Origin of the sequence: Streptomyces sp. WG7 (assembly GCF_049975785.1) — a bacterium.
In the GTDB taxonomy this organism is placed as follows: Bacteria; Actinomycetota; Actinomycetes; order Streptomycetales; family Streptomycetaceae; genus Streptomyces.
In genome coordinates this window covers 204,427-223,078 of record NZ_JBNGGE010000005.1, presented here as the reverse complement: position 1 = coordinate 223,078, position 18,652 = coordinate 204,427, and the positions used below count along the sequence as shown (strand labels likewise).

The 18,652-nt window shown below is 73.0% G+C and carries 15 protein-coding genes; 4 read left to right on the top strand and 11 right to left on the bottom strand.

The features are described from left to right. Window positions 1–42: 42 nt before the first annotated feature. The 5 genes from ACP4J0_RS08345 to ACP4J0_RS08325 form a co-directional block, all read right to left on the bottom strand. Window positions 43–966, bottom strand: a complete 924-nt coding sequence (locus ACP4J0_RS08345; protein WP_426597967.1) for an LLM class F420-dependent oxidoreductase — start codon at window positions 964–966, stop codon at window positions 43–45. A gap of 214 nt (window positions 967–1,180) precedes the next feature. After that, window positions 1,181–1,651 (bottom strand): DUF6099 family protein, encoded by a 471-nt coding sequence (locus ACP4J0_RS08340; protein WP_426597966.1) that lies wholly within the window; start codon window positions 1,649–1,651, stop codon window positions 1,181–1,183. 120 nt (window positions 1,652–1,771) lie between these two features. Further along, the gene (locus ACP4J0_RS08335; protein WP_426597965.1) at window positions 1,772–2,179 is read right to left on the bottom strand and encodes a nucleotide pyrophosphohydrolase; all 408 of its coding nucleotides are present in this window, start codon (window positions 2,177–2,179) and stop codon (window positions 1,772–1,774) included. Continuing rightward, entirely contained in the window at window positions 2,176–3,450 is a 1,275-nt protein-coding gene (locus ACP4J0_RS08330; RefSeq protein ID WP_426597964.1) for an ATP-binding protein, read from the bottom strand. Before ACP4J0_RS08330 ends, ACP4J0_RS08335 begins: the two co-directional genes overlap by 4 nt. A gap of 478 nt (window positions 3,451–3,928) precedes the next feature. Further along, window positions 3,929–4,321: a cell division protein SepF gene (locus ACP4J0_RS08325; protein ID WP_426597963.1), complete on the bottom strand. Its 393-nt coding sequence runs from the start codon at window positions 4,319–4,321 to the stop codon at window positions 3,929–3,931. A 334-nt stretch (window positions 4,322–4,655) separates the two neighbouring features. Here ACP4J0_RS08325 and ACP4J0_RS08320 point away from each other — a divergent pair, with 334 nt between their 5' ends. Further along, window positions 4,656–7,787 carry an FAD-binding and (Fe-S)-binding domain-containing protein gene (locus tag ACP4J0_RS08320; protein WP_426597962.1) on the top strand — a complete coding sequence of 1,044 codons (3,132 nt, stop codon included), beginning with the start codon at window positions 4,656–4,658 and terminating at the stop codon, window positions 7,785–7,787. A 206-nt stretch (window positions 7,788–7,993) separates the two neighbouring features. Here ACP4J0_RS08320 and ACP4J0_RS08315 read toward each other — a convergent pair whose 3' ends face one another. The 5 genes from ACP4J0_RS08315 to ACP4J0_RS08295 all read right to left on the bottom strand — a co-directional run bounded on the left by ACP4J0_RS08315 (window position 7,994) and on the right by ACP4J0_RS08295 (window position 14,451). Beyond that, window positions 7,994–9,607: an MFS transporter gene (locus ACP4J0_RS08315; protein WP_426597961.1), complete on the bottom strand. Its 1,614-nt coding sequence runs from the start codon at window positions 9,605–9,607 to the stop codon at window positions 7,994–7,996. A 576-nt stretch (window positions 9,608–10,183) separates the two neighbouring features. Then, entirely contained in the window at window positions 10,184–10,840 is a 657-nt protein-coding gene (locus ACP4J0_RS08310) for a TetR/AcrR family transcriptional regulator (RefSeq protein ID WP_426597960.1), read from the bottom strand. A gap of 200 nt (window positions 10,841–11,040) precedes the next feature. Further along, on the bottom strand, window positions 11,041–12,393 hold the full coding sequence (locus ACP4J0_RS08305) for an APC family permease (RefSeq protein ID WP_426597959.1): 1,353 nt from the start codon (window positions 12,391–12,393) through the stop codon (window positions 11,041–11,043). Between the two features lie 114 nt (window positions 12,394–12,507). Continuing rightward, entirely contained in the window at window positions 12,508–12,585 is a 78-nt protein-coding gene (locus ACP4J0_RS08300; RefSeq protein WP_370443954.1) for a 50S ribosomal protein bL37, read from the bottom strand. Between the two features lie 177 nt (window positions 12,586–12,762). Then, window positions 12,763–14,451 carry a CocE/NonD family hydrolase gene (locus ACP4J0_RS08295; protein ID WP_426598018.1) on the bottom strand — a complete coding sequence of 563 codons (1,689 nt, stop codon included), beginning with the start codon at window positions 14,449–14,451 and terminating at the stop codon, window positions 12,763–12,765. Window positions 14,452–14,549: 98 nt separating this feature from the next. On the opposite strand from ACP4J0_RS08295, the gene ACP4J0_RS08290 reads away from it, so the two are divergent. Beyond that, window positions 14,550–15,266 (top strand): TetR/AcrR family transcriptional regulator C-terminal domain-containing protein, encoded by a 717-nt coding sequence (locus tag ACP4J0_RS08290; RefSeq protein ID WP_426598017.1) that lies wholly within the window; start codon window positions 14,550–14,552, stop codon window positions 15,264–15,266. A gap of 291 nt (window positions 15,267–15,557) precedes the next feature. On the opposite strand, the gene ACP4J0_RS08285 is transcribed toward ACP4J0_RS08290, so the two are convergent. Continuing rightward, window positions 15,558–16,787, bottom strand: coding sequence for a serine hydrolase domain-containing protein (locus ACP4J0_RS08285; protein ID WP_426597958.1), 1,230 nt, complete (start codon window positions 16,785–16,787; stop codon window positions 15,558–15,560). A gap of 62 nt (window positions 16,788–16,849) precedes the next feature. On the opposite strand from ACP4J0_RS08285, the gene ACP4J0_RS08280 reads away from it, so the two are divergent. Further along, window positions 16,850–17,482, top strand: a complete 633-nt coding sequence (locus tag ACP4J0_RS08280; protein WP_426597957.1) for a TetR/AcrR family transcriptional regulator — start codon at window positions 16,850–16,852, stop codon at window positions 17,480–17,482. 237 nt (window positions 17,483–17,719) lie between these two features. After that, on the top strand, window positions 17,720–18,649 hold the full coding sequence (locus tag ACP4J0_RS08275) for a MerR family transcriptional regulator (protein ID WP_426597956.1): 930 nt from the start codon (window positions 17,720–17,722) through the stop codon (window positions 18,647–18,649). Window positions 18,650–18,652: the final 3 nt, after the last annotated feature.

Here is an 18,652-nt window from a genome sequence, read left to right as displayed (position 1 = left end):
TCGGACGGGTGACCGGCGCCTTCCGTTGCCGGACTGGCGGCCTCAGGTCAGCTGGGACTGGACCTGGGAGGAGATCAGCTCCAGGTGGTCCAGGTCGTCGAGGTCGAGGATCTGGAGGTAGATCCGCTGCGCGCCGACCTCGGCATAGCGGCCGATCTTCTCGACGACCTCGGCCGGGGAGCCCGCCAGGCCGTTGGCCTTCAGCTCGTCGACCTCGCGGCCGATGACGGCGGCGCGGCGGGCGACCTCGGCGTCGTCCTTGCCGACGCAGGCGACGAGGGCGTTGGAGTAGGTGAGGGCGTCGGCCGGGCGGCCGGCCTCCTCGGCGGCCGTCCGCACCCGGCCGAACTGGCGCTCGGTGTCCTCGATCGAGGCGAACGGGATGTTGAACTCGTCGGCGTACTGGGCGGCCAGCCGCGGGGTGCGGGTGGCGCCGTGGCCGCCGATGAGCACCGGGACCTTCGCCTGCGCGGGCTTGGGCAGCGCGGGCGACTCGGTGAGGTCGTAGAACTTGCCGTGGAAGTCGAAGGTCTTGCCGGTCTCGGTGGCCCACAGGCCGGTGACGATCTCGAGCTGCTCTTCCAGGCGGGCGAACTTCTCCTTCGGGAAGGGGATGCCGTACGCCTTGTGCTCCTCCTCGAACCAGCCCGCGCCCAGGCCCAGCTCGACCCGGCCGCCCGACATCTGGTCGACCTGGGCGACCTGGATGGCGAGGACGCCGGGCAGCCGGAAGGTGCCGGCGGTCATCAGGGTGCCGAGCCGGATGCGCTTGGTCTCGCGCGCGAGGCCGGCCAGGGTGATCCAGGCGTCGGTGGGGCCGGGGAGGCCGTCCACGGAGCCCATGCGGAGATAGTGGTCGCTGCGGAAGAAGGCGTCGAAGCCGAGATCCTCGGTGGCCTTGGCCACGGTGAGCAAGGTGTCGTAGGTGGCCCCCTGCTGGGGCTCGGTGAAGATACGGAGATCCATGTCTCCATCCTGCCTGCTCGGTGCGGGTACGGCGCACAGGCTCCCGGCGGCCCGGCGCGTTCCCGGCCGCTGCCGCGGCTGGGCGGGGGTGCGGCCGACGGCTCGCGGTGCCGTGACTGGCCCGCGGCTGGGCGGGGGTGCGGCCGACGGCTCGCGGTGCCGTGACTGGCCCGCGGCTGAGCTGCGGTGCGGCCGACGGCTCGCGGTGCCGTGGCTAGCCCGCCTCCCGCTGCGGTAACTCCGCGTCCCGGTCCGCCAGTTTGCGCAGCATCTCCAGGACGCGGTCCCGCGACTCGTCCGCCGCGTCGATGGCCTCCATGCACTGCCAGTACGTGGCCTCGTCGGCCGCGGCGCTGGCGACGCCGACGAGCGCGATACCGGTCTCGCCGAGCAGGGTGCCGAGGCGCATCAGCGCCTGGCGGGCATCGCCCAGCTCGGTGAGCCGGGCTGCACGCAGCTCGCCCGGGGCCAGCTCCGGGGTACGCAGCACTCCGCATCCGCGGCCCGCGAGCTCGGTCAGTCCCAGTGCCTCGCCGCGCAGTTCCGGTGGTCCGGAGACCGCCAGCCGGCTGCCGATCGCCTGCGCCAGGGCCTGCACCTGCCACACCTCGGTCAGGATCTCCGGCACCTCGCCGCCCGCGGCCAAGGCCCGCCCACTCGCCACGATGAGCCGCACAGCGTCCATGCCGCTGCCCCCGTCTGTCTCCGACGCGCCCGCGGCGCGTCCGCCCGAACTCCGTTGTTCACTACCCAGCGTGAAGGCATGTGGGACGAAAAGCCAGAGGAAGACGGAAATCTTCGGACACTATGTTGAACCAGGGCCTGTTTCCGACTCCGGAGCGTGATAACGGAGTTCGTGGCTCCTCCGTGCTCGGTCCCCCGGCCCTCCGGGCGCGGGGAACCTGAGCGCGTTCCGCTCGATCTTCGCCTCCAGCGCGGCCAGCGGGTCGACGCCGAGCACCTCGCAGAACTGGAGCAGGTACGCCAGTACGTCGGCGACCTCGTCCCGGACCCGGTGGGCGGTGTCCGGGTCGGCCATGACACGGGCCGACTGCTCGGGCGTCAGCCACTGGAAGATCTCCAGGAGTTCGGAAGCCTCCACGCTGAGCGCGGCCACGAGGTTCTTGGGGGTGTGGTACGGCTGCCAGTTCCGCGCGGCGGCGAACTCGGCCAGCCTGCGCTGCAACGCCGCGAGGTCGGGATGATCGGTCACGGGACCAGGTGTACCACTGTGACTCCGTCGGCACCGTCGGCACCGTCGGCACCGGCTTCCCCGGCGGTACCCGCTCCCCCGGCCGCACCCGCTTCTCCGGCCGCACCCGCTCCGGCCGCACCCACTGCCCCGGCCACCCACGAAGCGTCGGCGACCGCCGCGACGAGGCGGATGTGCCCGCGGTCGCACATCCGGGCCGCCAGCCGGAGCAGTTCCGCGCGCTGCCGCACGTCCAGGCCGCGGTCGAAACCGTCGGCGAGGACGGTGAGTGTCTGCAACGCGGCGGGCACCTCTCCGGCCGGGTCGACCTCCAGCACACCGGGGCCGGTGAACAGCACCAGCGCGTGGGCGAGGTAGCGCAGCTCGCCGTAGCCGAGCCGGGCGAGGCCGGTGCGGATGCCGTCACCCCGGTCCAGCAGCGCACGGACCACACCGCCGGCGGCCGGCTCGGCCAGGACGTCCGCGACGGGCCCCGCGCATCCGGCGCGTACCGCCCCGACGAACTGCGCGTGCCGCCTCCCGCACTCGGCACGGGTGCGCCACAGCACGTCGGCGAGGTTGTCGCACCCGCCGAGCAGGCGCCCGGAGCCGACGGGCACGGGCTCCCTCATCCGGCCGGGCCGCGGATCGCAGGCGAAGACGGAGCGCAGGGCGACCACCACCTGCTCGGCCGCGGCCAGCACCCTGCGCTGCCCTTCCGTCTTGCCGGCCACCCGCAGCGGCAGCAGTGGGGTGCCGAGCCGGTCGTCCGGCAGCGGGGCGCGGGTCACGGGCGCCGACCCGGCCGTGTGCCAGGCCGCCTGCACGGCACGGCGGCCTGGGTCGCGCAGGGCGGTCTGCAGCAGCACGACGCCGTCCGCGGTCAGCCGCTCCCCCACGATGCGCAGCTCGGGCTCGGCCTGCACGGCGACGTCGAGGCGTACCGGGCCCGCGGCTCCGTCGACCGTGCAGCCGATGCGGAAGCCGCGGCGGTGCTGGGCGTCGGGCCGGGCCCGCTCGGGCACGCAGGCGACCGGATCGGGGAAGACCGCGCCGAGCTCGGCGCCGCCCCCGAGCCGGGCCAGGGCCTCGTACGCCGCGAGCGCGCTGGTCTTCCCGCAGCCGCTGGGCCCGGCGAGCACGGTGAGCGGCCCGAGCCGCAGCACGGTGCCCCGGTGCCCGGCGAAGGCGGACAGCCGCAGCTCCGTGACGTGGGGCCGGTCCGAACGGGGCGCGGCGGGCACCGCTGCCTCGGGTGACGTTGACGCAGGTGACGCAAGTGACGCTGCCATGTGCGGACCGTAGAACTCCGCCGCACGCCGAACCGTTTTACCCGTCCCGCGTTCCTACGATCGGGGGACGGGACCGTCATGGCCGGCCGGCCCGGTCACACCTCCGGGGGCCGACCGGCGCGTCACACCCCGCGGGTCGACCGGCCCCGGTCACACGCTGGGAGCCGACAGGCCCCGTTCACACCCGGGAGCCGGCACGCACCGTTCACAGCCCGGAAGCCCAGAGGCCCGTTCACACCCGGGAGCCGGCACGCTCCGTTCACACCCCGGAAGCCCACAGCCCCCGTTCACACCCGGGAGCCGGCACGCTCCGCTCACACCCCAGGAGCCCACAGTCCCCGTTCACACCCGGCAGCCAACGTGCTCCGCTCACACCCCGGAAGCCCATAAGCCCCGTTCACAGCCAGGAGCCCGCACGCTCGGTTCACAGCCAGGAGCCCGCACGCCCCGTTCCCCCCCGGCGAGCCCGCAGGCCCCGTCACATACCGGGAACATCCGCCGCGCTCTCCATCAGCCCGTTCACCTCGGTCCCCGCGGGTGTCAGCAGGAAGACGTTGCGGTCGACGCGGTGCATGCCGCTGGCCAGGCCGAATACGACGCCCGTGCTGAAGTCCAGGACCCGTTTGGCGACGTCGGTCTCGGCGCTGGTCAGGTCCAGGAGGACCGGAATGCCCGTCATCAGGGTCTCCGCGACCTCGCGGGCGTCCGCGAACACGTTGACCCTGAGGACGACGAAACGGCGGCGTGTCTCCGTCTCCGCCTCCGGCATCGCCCGGTGGCCGACCGCGGACGGCCATGCGTCGCGCCCGCGCAACGGAACGACCTGGGCGAGCCCTTCCCACTGTTCATCGGTGACGTCGTGACTGTTCACCGGCTCCCCCGATTTCACTCGCCTTCATTGCCTGCACCAGCCAATTCTTACGCCAAGTCACCCGTTCGGCCCAACACCGACACGGTTCGCGACGCTCCGTATCCGGTGATTGCCCGGTGGCAGCCGGGGTACCCAGCGACGGCCGCTCCGCACGCGCGGGGGCCGTTCTCCCGCCTGCGCAGGGGCCGTTGCTCCGCAAACACGGACGCCATTGTCCCGCACGCGCGGGCGGTGTTGTCCCGCACGCGCGGGCGCAGTCGTCCCGCACACGCGGCCGCAGTCGTCCCGCACACGCGGCCGCAGTTCGTACGCGCCGACACCCGAAGGAGAGCCCATGGGTGCGCTGGACCTGCCCGAGCCCGTCACTCGCGAAGGGGCGCCGCCGCCGGTCGACACCGCCGCACTCCGGGCCGCTCTGCGCGAGCGGGTCGACGGTGAGGTCCGCTTCGACGCCGGGAGCCGGGCGGCGTACTCCACGGACGCCTCGAACTTCCGGCAGACGCCGCTCGGCGTGGTCGTGCCGCGCACCCCCGAAGCCGGCGCCGAGGCGGTGGCGGTGGCGCGGGAGTTCGGCGCGCCGGTGCTGTCGAGGGGCGGCGGGACGAGCCTGGCCGGGCAGTGCACGGGTGCCGGTGTGGTGCTCGACTGGTCGAAGTACTGCACGCGCGTGGAGTCGGTGGACGCCGGCGCCCGCACCTGTGTCGTGCAGCCCGGGATCGTGCTGGACGACCTCAACCGGCGGCTCGCGCCGCACGGCCTGCGCTACGGGCCCGAACCCGCCACCCACGCCAACTGCACCATCGGCGGCATGATCGGCAACAACTCCTGCGGCGCCACCGCACAGGCGCACGGCAAGGTCGTCGACAACATCGCCCGTCTGGAGGTGCTGCTCTACGACGGCACCCGTTTCTGGTGCGGGCAGACCAGCGACGAGGAGTACGCCGGCATCGAGCGGCAGGGCGATCTGCGGGCGACCGTCTACCGGCGGCTGCGCGCCCTGCGGGACACCTACGCGCAGGAGATCCGCCGCCGCTTCCCGGACATCCCGCGCCGGGTCTCCGGCTACAACCTGGACTCCCTGTTGCCGGAGTACGGCTTCGACGTCGCCGGGCTGCTGGTGGGCAGCGAGTCGACGCTGGTCACCGTCCTGCGGGCGGAGCTGGAGCTGGTGCCGGTGGTGCGGGAACGGACTCTGGTGGTGCTGGGGTTCGACACCATCGACAAGGCCGCCGACGCGGTGCCCGAGATCCTGCCGCACGAGCCGATCGCGCTGGAGGGCGTCGACGCCCGGCTGGTCCGCGACGAGCGGATCAAGCGCCTCAACGAGAAGGCGCTGGCCGAGCTGCCCGACGGGAACGCCTTCCTGATGGTGCAGTTCGGCGGCGACACCGTCGAGGAGGCGGACGCGCGGGCCCACCGGATGCTCCGCGCGGTGCACCGCTCCGAGCACGACGCCGACTGCGCCTTCATGGACGACCCGGCGAACGAGCGGCAGCTGTGGCAGGTGCGGGAGGCCGGTCTCGGCGCCACCGCGCACATCCCGGGCAGGCCCGACACCTTCGAGGGCTGGGAGGACTCGGCGGTCGCCCCGGACAGGCTGGGCGACTACCTGCGGCGGCTGCGCGCGCTGTTCGAGGAGTTCGGCTACCTGAGCGACACCGGGCCCAGCCTGTACGGCCACTTCGGGCAGGGCTGCGTGCACACCCGGATCCCCTTCGACCTGTACACCGCGGACGGGGTGGCTGCGTACCGGACGTTCATGGAGCGGGCGGCGGATCTCGTCGTCGAGTTCGGCGGGTCGCTGTCCGGCGAGCACGGGGACGGGCAGAGTCGGGGCGAGTTGCTGCCGCGGATGTTCGGCCAGGATCTGGTCGAGGCGTTCCGGCGGCTGAAGGCCGTCTTCGACCCGCTGGACCGGATGAACCCGGGGAAGGTCGTCGCGCCGTACGGACTGGACGAGAACCTGCGCCTGGGCGGTGACTGGGCCCCGTACGAGCCCCATGACCTGCGCTTCCGGTTTCCGCACGACGGCGGGTCGTTCTCCCGGGCGGCCAATCGCTGCGTCGGCGTGGGGAAGTGCCGGCAGCACACCAGTGACGGCACGGTGATGTGTCCGTCGTACCAGGTGACGCGGGAGGAGGAGCACTCCACCCGGGGCCGGGCCCGGCTGCTGTTCGAGATGCTCGACGGGCACGGGGACTCGGCGATCCGGGACGGCTGGCGGTCGGAGGCGGTCAAGGACGCCCTCGATCTGTGCCTGGCCTGCAAGGGGTGCAGGAAGGACTGTCCGGCGGACGTGGACATGGCCACGTACAAGGCGGAGTTCCTGTCCCACCACTACGCGGGACGGCCGTGGCGCAGGCCGCGTTCCGACTGGTCGATGGGCTGGCTGCCCGTGCTCGCGCGGGTCGTGGGCCGCACCCGCCTCGCGCCGGCCGTCAACGCGCTCACGCACGCCCCGCTGCTGGCGAGGGCCGCGATGGCCGTCGCGGGGGTGGCGGACCGTGAGGTACCGCTGTTCGCGGAGCAGACCTTCGAGCAGTGGTTCGCGCGTCACGAACCGTACGGCGACGGGGAGCGCGGCACCGTGCTGCTGTGGCCGGACACCTTCACCAACCATTTCCACCCGCACATCGGACGGGCCGCGGTACGGGTGCTGGAGCACGCCGGCTGGCGGGTGGTGCTGCCGGCCGGGCCGCTGTGCTGCGGGCTGACCTGGATCTCCACCGGGCAGCTCGGGACGGCGCGGAAGGTCCTGACCCGGACCGTGCGCGGCCTGGCCGAGCACGTACGGGCCGGTGGCCTGGTGGTGGTGCTGGAGCCGAGCTGCGCGGCGGTGTTCCGGGCGGACGCGGCGGAGATGTTTCCCGGCGACCACGACGTGCGCCGGCTGCGCGAGCAGACGGTGACGCTGGCGGAGCTGCTGGCCGAACACTCACCCGGCTACGAGCCGCCGCGGGTGCCCGAACGGTCCGCGCGGGCGCTCGCCCAGGTGCACTGCCACCAGCACGCCGTCCTCGGCTGGGAGGCCGACCGGGAACTGCTGCGCCGGGCCGGGGTGGACGCCGAGCGGCTGGACTCCGGGTGCTGCGGGCTGGCCGGCAACTTCGGCTTCGAACGCGGTCACCTCGATGTCAGCGAGGCGTGCGCGGAGCGGGTGCTGCTGCCGCGGCTGCGGGAGGAGGACGAGGCGACCGTCGTACTCGCCGACGGCTTCAGCTGCCGGACGCAGATCCACGAGTTCGACAGCGGCGGACACGAGGGCGTGCACCTGGCGGAACTGCTGGCCTCAGCGCTGCCCGGCGCCGCGGGAGACACGGACGTCCCCGGCAGCGCGTACGGCACGGCGCCGGGCGCCCGGCCGGTGGCCCCGGGGCGCCGGGCGAAGGCCCTGGCCCTCGCGGCGACGGGCGTCGCCGCCGTCGGCGCGGCGGCGACGCTGGCTCGGGCGCTGCACCGCCGCTGAGCTTCGCGGCGCCGGTGGCGCGGGCCGTGTCCGACGTGTCCTTCGGTACACGTCGTTCGGTACACGTCGTTCGGTACATGTCGTTCGGTACGTGTCCTTCGGTACGTGTCCTTCGGTACGTGTCCTTCGGACCGCTGAGCCCTGGCCTGCCCGCCGCGAGGTCCGGCCCCACGGGCTGACGGGGCCGTGGCTCGGGTGTTCCGGGCTCACCGCGCCGAGGCGCTGTGCTCCGCTTCCCTGACCTCGGCCGGCTTCTCCTCGGTCCGCTGCCGGGCGCCGCGGCGGCCGGGCAGGACGGCGAGGACGATCAGGGTGCCGGCGGCCATGATGATCCCGCCGACGAGGCTGGTCGTGGCGACGCCGTGGGCGAAGGACTGGTTCACGGCGTCGGCCAGGGCCTCGGCCTGCCGGGGTCCGGCGGCGGGGTTCGTGGCGAGCCGCTCGGCGACGGCCAGTCCGCCGCCCACGGAGTCCTGGGCGGTTTCCAGCGCGGCGGCCGGGAGCCGGTCTCCGGCCAGGTCGGCGAGTTCGTCGCGGTAGGCGGTGCCGAGCAGGGAGCCCAGTACGGCGATGCCCAGCGAGCCGCCGAGTTCCAGCGCGGTGTCGTTGGCACCGCCGCCGACGCCCAGTTCGCTCTCCGGGAAGGAGCCCATGATGGTGTCGGTGGCCGGTGACACGCTCAGCCCGATCGCGAGGCCCAGCAGCAGCATCGGGGCCAGGAAGTCGGCGTAGGCGGAGTCCTTCTCGATGAGGACCAGCAGGAAGACACCGACGGTGCCGATCACCATGCCGGAGCCCACCATCGTCTTCACGCCCAGCCTGGGGGTCAGCTTCCCGGTGACCGCTGCGCCGACGAACACCGCCCCGGCCAGCGGCAGCAGCCGTACGCCGGTCTCCAGCGCGCCGTAGCCGAGGACGAACTGGAGGAACTGGGTGGCGTAGTAGATGGCGCCGTAGGTGCCGAAGAAGAAGAACAGCACCGCCAGCATCGAGCCGCTGAACGGCCGCAGCAGGAACCTGCGCACGTCCAGCATCGGGTGCGGATGGCGCAGCTCCCAGGCCACGAAGGCGACCAGGCCGACGACCGCGACGACGGCCGCGGAGACCGGGCCGGCGCCCCAGCCGAAGTGCGGGCCCTCGATGGTCGCGTAGACCAGGCTGCCGACGGAGACGATGGAGAGCAGGCCGCCCACGTAGTCGATCCGGCCCATGCCGGCCGCCTTGGACGGCGGTACGAGGAGCAGCGCGCCGATGACGGCGACGACCGCGATGGGGACGTTGACCAGGAAGGTCGAACCCCAGGCGTGGTCCTCCAGGAGCCGGCCGGCGACCAGCGGACCGACCGCGATGGCGAGGCCGGAGGTGGCGGTCCAGGCCGTGATCGCGCGGGCCCGCTCCTCCTTGGGGAAGACGGCGACCAGCAGGGACAGCGTGGCCGGCATGACGACGGCGGCGCCGACGCCCATGACCGCCCGGGCCGCGATGACCAGTCCGGTCTCGTCCACCAGGCTGCCCATCACCGAACCGCCCGCGAAGATCACCAGACCGGTGATCAGGGCGCCGCGGCGGCTGTACTTGTCGCCGATCGAGCCGAGCACCAGCATCAGCGCGGCGTACGGGACGGTGTAGCCGTCGATGACCCACTGCAGGTCGCTGCTGCTCAGACCGAGGTCGGCGGTCATGGCCGGGGCGGCCACGATCAGGGACGTGTTGGCCATGACGACGATCAGCAGGCTCAGGCACAGCACGAGGAGCGCCCACCAGCGCCGTGCGTACGGCCCGGTCATCTTCTCGACGGGTGTGGTGGCCAGGAGGGGCATGGAGGGCTCCCAGGGGGAACGAGGACAGGTTAATTGCCCATCGGTGTGCAGGCTCGTGCAGAGTAGTTTGTTGCACAGTGACGTGCAAATAACTGGATTCCTCTCGGCGTCCCGCGGCACGGCGGCCCCCTCCGTAGTAGTCGCGGGCGCCGCTGCGGCCGGCGTGACGCGCCGCACCCTCTCCGGCCGCTTCACCGGCCTGGGCGCGCTGGGCGGAGGGCTCGTCGAGGAGGCCATGGGGGCGGTCGGCACGGCGCGCGACGGCGGACGCGGACCGCGCGCCGGTCCCGGACGACGACGGCACGGGCGCCTCCCGTGGCCGCGCTGGCCGTCGCCGGGACGGGGAACGCCGATGCGACGGCGGTGGGTGCGACGACGGCGACCTTGTCAGCGAGACGAGGTGCACGCGGGCTGCGCGGTCCCCACGGCTCGCGGAGACCGCACGGCTCGCGGGGACGCCACGGTCCCCAGCCCGCACGGCCCGCGCGGCCCGCAGCCCGCAGCCCGCACGGTCTCCGCGGCGACGGGCCGGGGCCTACGCGGGCGTACCCGTCGTACGGCGACGCGGGCGGCGGCTCACTCGCCCGGGACGACTTCCGCGGTGACCGTCGGGGCAACGTCCTCGACCACGGCGCGGGCCCGCTCCTCCGGTACGCCGGCCGCGATGAGCGTGGCGGCGGCGGCCCGGGTGCCGTCGTCCTCCAGCGTCCCGGTGTTGACCTGCTCCAGCAGCGCGACCATCATCGCCTCCAGCCCGGCGCTCAACACGGCCGGAGGCAGGTGACCGGGGAAGACACCGTCCCTCTGCCCCCGCTCCAGGATGGCGGTGACCTCGGCGCGGGCCGGGGCCAGGATCTCGGCCACGCGCTCCACGCCCAGGTCGTGCCGGGCCAGCGCCAGGAGCATCCGGTAGCGGTCGCCCACGGGCCACATCAGCAACTGGAAGTGGGCGAGTGCGCGCTCGGCCGGTTCGGCCGGCCCGGTCCGTTCCGCCCCGGCGGCCATCGCGCCGCGCAGCACCTCGGAAGCCTCTTCGGCAAGAGCCTCCAGCAGCGCCGAGCGCCCCGGGAAGTGACCGAAGAGGGTCCGCCGTACGACACCGGCGGCCCGGGCCAGTTCCTCGAGGGTGGTGTCCGGGTTCCGCCCCAGCTCCCGGCGGGCCGTGGCCAGGATGCGCGCCCGGTTGGACCGCGCGTTGCGTCGCTGCGGCTCACGGGCGACGGGCTTGGGCACGGGGGACCTCTGGGCGGGAGAGCGGGGCTGCGGGGGCGTCCATTCTGGCACGGGGGTCCGGGCCCGGCCCGGCCGGTGGCGTGCCCTCCCCTGCGCCGGCATGACACTGTCGTGGCCGACGGCTGCCCGATCGGCCGCTCTCGCCGGGGGATCTCGTCACGGCTCTCATCGACGGCTCTCGCCGCCGGCTCCGCGACCGGTCACCCCCGCCCGGCCGGGCCCGCGCCCCTGGCCGCCCGCCGTACGGCACCGAGCGAGGCGAGAACCGTCCCCACGGCCACGACGAGCAACCCGCGCAGCCACACCTCGGCCTCGATCTGCGTGGCGAGCACCACGCAGGACGCGATGCCCAGCACGGGGAGCACGGTCGGGGCCCGGAAGTGGTCGGCCTCGCCGCGGTCGTCGCGGCGCAGGACGAGTACGGCCGTGTTGACCATGAGGAAGACCACGAGCAGCAGCAGGACCAGGGTGGACGCCAGGGTGGCGACACTGCCGGTGAGCGCGAGGATCATCGACAGCAGGGTGGTGACCGCGATCGCGGCCCACGGCGTGCGGCGGCCGGGCAGGACCTTGGTCAGCGCGGCGGGCAGCAGCCCGTCCCGGGCCATGCCGTAGGCCAGGCGGGAGGACATGATGCCGGTGAGCAGCGCGCCGTTCGCCACGGCGACCAGCGCGATGGCGCTGAACAGCCGGGTCGGCACGCCGCCGGCCGTCTCGACGACCTCCAGCAGCGGCCCGCTCGACCCGGCCAGCCGGGACGTCGGCACCGCCACGGACGCGGCGAGTCCCACCAGCACGTACACGGCGCCCGCGGTGGCGAGGGCACCGAACAGGGCGCGCGGGTAGGAGCGCCGGGGGTCGCGGGTCTCCTCGGCGACGTTCACCGAGGTCTCGAAGCCGACGAAGGAGTAGTACGCCAGTACCGACCCGCTCAGTACGGCCGCCGCGGCCCCCTTCTCCGGCGTACCGAGCTGCCCGAGGCGCGCCGGGTCGCCGTCGCCGCGCAGCAGCAGCCAGACCCCGAGGACGACGATGACGAGGAGGCCGCCCACCTCGACGACGGTGGCGGCGACGTTGGCGCGGGTCGACTCCTTGATGCCGCGCGCGTTGACCAGCGCGAGCAGGGCGAGGAACAGCACGGCGACGAGCCCGACCGGCAGCGTCACGAAGGCCGACAGGTAGTCGCCGCCGAAGCCGCGGGCCAGCGCGGCCACCGAGACGATGCCGGCGGCGAGCATGCAGAAGCCCGCGACGAACCCGGCGAACGGCCCGAAGGCCCGGGTGGCGTAGTGGGAGGCGCCGCCCGCCCGCGGGTACTTCGTGGCCAGCTCGGCGTAGGAGGCGGCGGTCAGCATCGCCAGCAGCAGGGCGACGACCAGCGGCACCCACACCGCTCCGCCGGCGTCGGCGGCCACCTGCCCCACCAGGACGTACACCCCGGCGCCGAGCACGTCGCCCAGGATGAAGAAGTACAGCAGCGGGGTGGTCAGCGCGCGCTTGAGCGCCGGGCCGCCCCGCGCGTCCGCCGACGGCTGGTTCTCGAGTCTCGCCATGGCGCCTCAGGTTTCCCGCAGGACGGGAAGCACGCCATGGTCCCGCCGCTCGCCGCGCCGGGAAAGCGCTCGGGTGGGTGGCACCTGCCACCCACCCGATGCGTCGACGCGTCCTCAGCTCTGGGGACGGCTTCCGTGGTTCGCGCCGTTCTTGCGGCGAGCCTTCTTCTTACGACGTCGCTTCGAGGACATCGAAGCCTCCTCTCCCTGTGCTTTCACGTACTGTCCACCGGATTGTGACTCCGGAGAACGTGGGGCGCCTTTCCCACTGACGCGACGGCAAACACCCGACGCGAAATGCACACGGGTGGCCTATGTCACGGGGTGCGACAGTCGTGTACCGGCGCGCCGGCTCCTGCCCTCCCCGGGTCAGCGTGCCTCGACCGAGCCGTGGGGAAGCACCAGCGCCGAGTCCGCGTGGAGGGTGATGCGCACCGGTGTGAAGGTGGTGGCGTCCAGCGGGGAGTCCCCGGTGCCGGGGCTGCGGGCGTAGCGCGGGTGGGCGCCTCCGCTGATCTGCCAGCGTATGCGGTGCCCGGCGGCGAAGCGGTGGGCGGTGGTGCTCATCGGCACGGTGACCTGCGAGGGTGTGTCGCCGGTCGTCCGCAGCCTGCCCAGCCCGTCGCAGACGTTGACGGAGCGGCCCTGGGCGTCCACGTCGCACAGGCGGGTGAAGACGTCGGCGTGCCCGGTGTCCGTGGAGACGCTCAGCCGTGCGGAGACCGGGCCGGCGACGTCCACGGGCTCGGTCAGTGGCGGGCCGGTGAACGTCAGGACGTCGTCCCGGGCCTCCAGGGTGTTGTTGTCGCGTGGGCCGGCGGTGCGGGAGAGCAGCGGGCCGCCGAGGGACGGGGTGGGGTCGGCCGGGTCGTAGCGGAACGCCGTCAGGGGTGCGGAGTCCGTGGGGGTCTGCCGGGTCAGGTGTCCGTCCGGGGTGGGGTGCCAGGGGGTGGGGGTGTGCGGCGGCGGCCAGTCGTCGAGGTCCCGCCAGGTGTTCTCGCCGCCGATGTGCGCGCGCACCGCGGTGGGGCGCAGGCCGGAGGGGTCGGCGTTCAGGTGGGCGCGGAGCCAGGCGAGGCTTTCGGCGAACACCTCGGGCCAGCCCTGCTGCAGGGCGGAGGTGTGGGTCCAGGGGCCGACGAGCAGGGCGGTCTCGCAGCCGGCCCGGCGCAGCCGGTGGTACTGCTCGAAGGTCTGGTCGACCAGCGCGTCGTGCCATCCGGTGATCAGAGCCGTGGGCACGCGGTGCCGCTCCGCCGACTCCGCCGGCGACGCGCCGTGCCAGTAGGCGTCCTGGGCGTCCGGGTGGGTCATCACGTCATCCAGCCAGGGTACTTCGCCGCCGAGGGCGGGCACGTACGCACCTCGCAGGGGCTGCGCGGTGGTGACGGTGCGCAGGCGGCGTTGCAGGCGCAGGGTCGCCTTCACGAACGGTCCCATGCCCTGGTGCTGGTAGGTCATGCCGGAGCCGACGGCGAGGGTGTTCTCCAGCAGCAGCGTGCCGCCGGAGTGGAACAGGGCGTGGGGATCGTGCAGGCCCACCTGGACCACCATGGCCTTCAGCTCCGGCGGCGGGTCCAGGGCCAGGGCCCATTGCACGTAACCCAGGTAACTGGGGCCGACGGTACCGAGGGTTCCGTTGAACCAGGGTTGCTCGCGCAGCCAGGACACCGTGGCCCGGCCGTCGGCGGCCTCGTTGCGCCACAGGTCGAACGCGCCGCCCGAGCCGCCGGTGCCGCGGCAGCTCTGGAGGACCACGTGAAAGCCCTGTTCGGCGAAGAGCAGGCCGTACTGGGGCGACCACGGCAGGCCCCGGCCGTACGGCGAGCGGACCAGGAGGGTGGGGAAGTCGCCCTCCGCACGGGGGAAGTAGTGGTCGGTGACCAACGGGCTGCCGTCGGCGGCCGGCACCGCCAGCCCCGGCTCCCATTCCACCTCGTGCCGTTTCGCCGGCAGGTTCCGCCAGGTCGCCCTCATCATCCGTGAGGACAGCGGCGGTTTCCCGGCGGGTCGCGCCCCTACCGGTCCGGCCACGGCGTCGGGCGTGCGTGATGACATCATCCCCTCCTTCATTCCGTACAGTGTACGAGAATAGGGGGTGCTTGGATGACCTACGCAAGAGCCGTCCCGACGACCAGGCGAAGGAGCGCGAGACCGTGCCCCGTGACGTGAGGCCCGGCGCCGCGGGCGTCGACCCCGAACAGCTCTGGCTGCCTCCCACTGAGCCCCGCAAGGGCCGCAGGCCCTCCTTCAGCCGGGAGCAGATCACCGTGGCGGCCGTCGCCCTGGCGGACGCCGAAGGGCTCGAAGCGGTCACCATCCGGCGGGTGGCCGCCGCGGTCGGCGCCGGCGCCATGTCGCTCTACAGCTACGCTCCCGACAAGGAGACCCTGCTGGAGCTGATGGTCGACCACGTCACCGGCGAACTGACCGTCACCGAACCGCCCAGCGGCGACTGGCGCGCCGATCTGAAGACCATCGCCCATCTGCAGCGCGCCCACATCCTGCGCCACCCCTGGCTGACCTCCGCCTTGTCCACCCGTCGCGTGCCGGGCCCCAACACGCTGGCCTTCCTGGAACACGCCCTCGCCGTCCTGCGGCCCACCGGACTGGACGGTGCCGCGAAGATGGAGGTCTTCGCCCAGCTCACCGCGTTCGTGGCCGGACACGTCGCCCACGAGATCGCACAGGCCACGGCCGCGCGGTCCCCGGGCCGGGCCGCGGCCGAGGCCCGCTACCTCGCCGCTGTCGCCGCCGACGGCCGCCACCCGGAACTCGCCGAGGCCCTTTCCGCGCCCGGCCGCGCCCTCACCCCCGAGGCCACGTTCACCCGGTTCCTCAACCGCCTGGTCGACGGCCTCGACACCGACTGATCCCGCTCGCCTGCCTGTCCACACCGAGCCGAGGACCCGCTCGAGCACGGCGCGGGGCCCCGGCGCGCGCCGGATCGACAAGGGACCCACGGGCGGCGAGGCGACCGGTGACGGGGGCGACGGATGGGTCCGCGCCGGCGGGGAGCACGACGCCGTGACCGGCTTCGACGGCGCCCTCGACCCGGCGGGCACCGGCCGGATGCCGCGACCGCCTCGAGGTGAGGGCGGTGACAGGACCGCGCCCCGCCCCGCCCCGCCCGCTGTTCGGTGCTCACCCGGCCCCGCAAGACGTCAGTCCGCCGCGCCTTGCGCCGCGGGTGTCCCGGTCTGCCCCGACGTTCGGCAGTAACCCTGCTGGAAGGCGGTCCAGAAATCGTCGTCGATCCCGGTGTCGGCGAGCGAGCTCCAGTTGGTGTGGGCGACGAGTTGGCCGCGCCCGTCGCGGCTGTTGAGCGCGAAGGTCAGGTACCCGAGTGCGGTGCCGCCGTGGCCGTACGCACGGCCGCAGTCGGTGGCGTAGACGTAGATGCCCAGGCCGTAGGCGACAGCGGGCGGGGCGGCACCGCCGGTCGTGGGGACGGTGTCCGTGAGCATCCGGCGCAGCAGGTCCGGGGGAAGCAGACGCCCTCGCAGCAGGGCCCGGTAGAAGCGTGAGATGTCGGCCGCGGTCGTGACGAGGGCGCCCGATGCGCCGGCCTCGGACGGGCTGAACGCGGTGACGTCGGACCGGGTCGGGTCCGGCGCGTTCGGCAGCAGGGGCGAGACGTCCGCGTAGCCGTGGACGTGGGCTCCGTCGATGGCGGTCCGCGCCAGCGGGTACGAGGTGTCGCGCAGTCCGAGGGGGGCGAAGAGGCGGCGTTCGAGGTTGGTGCGCAGGTCGCGGTCGGTGACCCGTTCGACGATCAGGTCGAGCAGCAGGTAGTTGGTGTTGGAGTACCGGAATCGGGCGCCGGGAGCCGGGAAGTACCGGGGCCGGCCGAGGCCGATGCCGATCAGCTGGTCGCGGGGCCAGTACTGGTCGAGTGCGCGGAAGTGGGGAAGCAACCCGTCGAGGTAGTCGTACAGCCCGCTCGTGTGGTTGAGCAGCTGGCGGACGGTGATGGGCGCGCCGGACAGCGCGTTGTCGGCGCGGACCTGGTCGGGCAGCAGGCTCTGCACGGTGTCGTCGAGTCTCAGCCGGCGCTCGGCGACGAGTTGCAGGACGACCGTCGCGGTGAAGGTCTTGGTGACGCTCCCGGTGCGGAACCTCAGGTCCGGGGCCATCGGCGTGCCGGCGGACCGGTCGGCGACACCGGCCGCGCCGAAGCGCTCGTCCGAGCCGTGGCGGGCGAGCAGGAAAGCGCCCGGGTTGGGGTTCGGGTCGGCCACCACCTGGTCGGCCAGGGCCTGCAGGACCGGGTCACGGCGGCTGCCGGCCGTCTGTCCGTCACTGGCCTGGCCCGCGGTGGCCACACCGGGCGGCAGCAGGAGGGCAAGAGCAAGTCCCAGACCCCATAAGCGCGTTGTTCGTCTCCGGATCACCGCAGGACTCCCTTCGGATAGCAATACAGGCATACGGTTATAGCACGCGGTACCGTCCTTGCGTGCCGAGAGTTGCCGACCATGACGCCCGACACGGGCAGATCACCGACGCCGTCCAACGCCTGATCGTGCGGTACGGGCTGAGCACCGTGACCGTCGCGCGCACCGCGGCCGAAGCGGGTGTGTCCGTGGGCCTGGTGCAGCACTACTTCGCGGCGAAGGACGAAATGCTGCTGGCCACGTTCACCCGGGTCAACGGGCGTTTCACCGCGCGAGTGGACGAACTGGTGAACCGCGGCGAGGCCGCGGGCCGCACCATCGCCGAGATGCTGAGGCAGGCGCTGGCCGAACTGGTACCGCTCGACGAGGCCCGCCGCGCCGAGTTCCTGGTCCGTCTCGCCTTCGCGGGCCAGGCCGCGCACGACGCCCGCCTCGCCGCCGTCCAGAGAGAGACCCTCATGGGCATTCGCTCACGCGTCGCCCGGGCCATCGGCAACGGCACGGTATGCGGAGAGGTCGCCCGGGGGGCCGACGCGACCGAGCACGCCCTGCGGGTCGTCGCGTTCACCGAAGGACTCGCCCTGCACACGCACATCGACCCCGACGGCACACCGGAACCGGCGGCCCTCGCCGCCCTGGACGGCCAACTCGGCCGCGTCTTCACCGGAACCTGCCGCCGGGCACGGATCGGATAGCCCCACCCGTCAGGACAGCGCCCGGGACCCCGCGGCCGGCTTCGGACCAGCGCGGCCGGCACACCCAGCACACCCGGCACTCCCAGCACAGTGCGGACCACGGCTCGGCGAGGTGGGCCGCGTGTTCGGCGGACTCCCGCGGCACGGTGCCCACACGTCCCGGTCGGTGGGGACTCAGGTCAATCGCCCCGCTCCGGCCTTGACTCTCCAGTAACTGGAGACATCAAGGTAGGAGACATGGGCGGCACGACTCTCTACTCGATCGGCGAACTCTCCCGGCGCACCGGTTTGTCAGTGAAGACGATCCGGTTCTACTCCGATGCGAACGTGGTCGCGCCGACCTGTCGCACTCCCGCCGGATACCGGCTCTACGACCTCGACGCGTTGCTTCGCCTGGAGCTCGTGCGCACTCTCCGTGAGCTGGGGATCGATCTCCCCACGATCCAGCAGGTGCTGGACCGTGAACGCTCCGTGGCGGAAGTCGCCTCGGCGCACGCCGATGCCCTGGACGTCCAGATCCGGACGCTGCAACTGCGTCGGAGTGTCCTGCGAGCTGCGGCCAGATTCGGATCCAGTCCCAAGGAGACCAAGCTCATGCACAAGCTCACGCGATTGTCCGGCGAGGAGCGCCACCGCCTGATCGACGATTTCATCGACAGGACCTTCGGCGCGGAGAGCGCCGACCCGAGTGCGGCCATGGTTCGCGCCGCCACTCCTGATCTGCCGGATGATCCGTCCACCGACCAGGTCGCCGCCTGGGTGGGGATCGCCGAGATGATCGGCGACGAGTACTTCCGGGCCCGCATGCGCCGGGTGGCCGGCCATCAGTCCCATCAGCTCACGCTCGACATCGAGACCGACGCCGGTGACGAACTGGTGGGGTTCACTCGCCAGAGACTCGCCGAGGCCAGGAGCGCCGGCATCGACCCGCTCAGCGACGAGGCCGCACCCGTCGTCGACGATCTCGTGCGGCGATTCGCGGAGGCGTTCGGCCGAGCTCCGGACGCGGAATTCCGGGACTGGATGGCCCAGCAGTTCGAACTGGCCCACGACCCCCGGGTGGACGAGTACTGGCGCCTGGTGTGGACCGTCAACGACTGGCAGGTGATTCCGAATCTGATCCCTGTGTACACCTGGCTCATCCAGGCTTTGCGGAGGGACCGCTGAGAG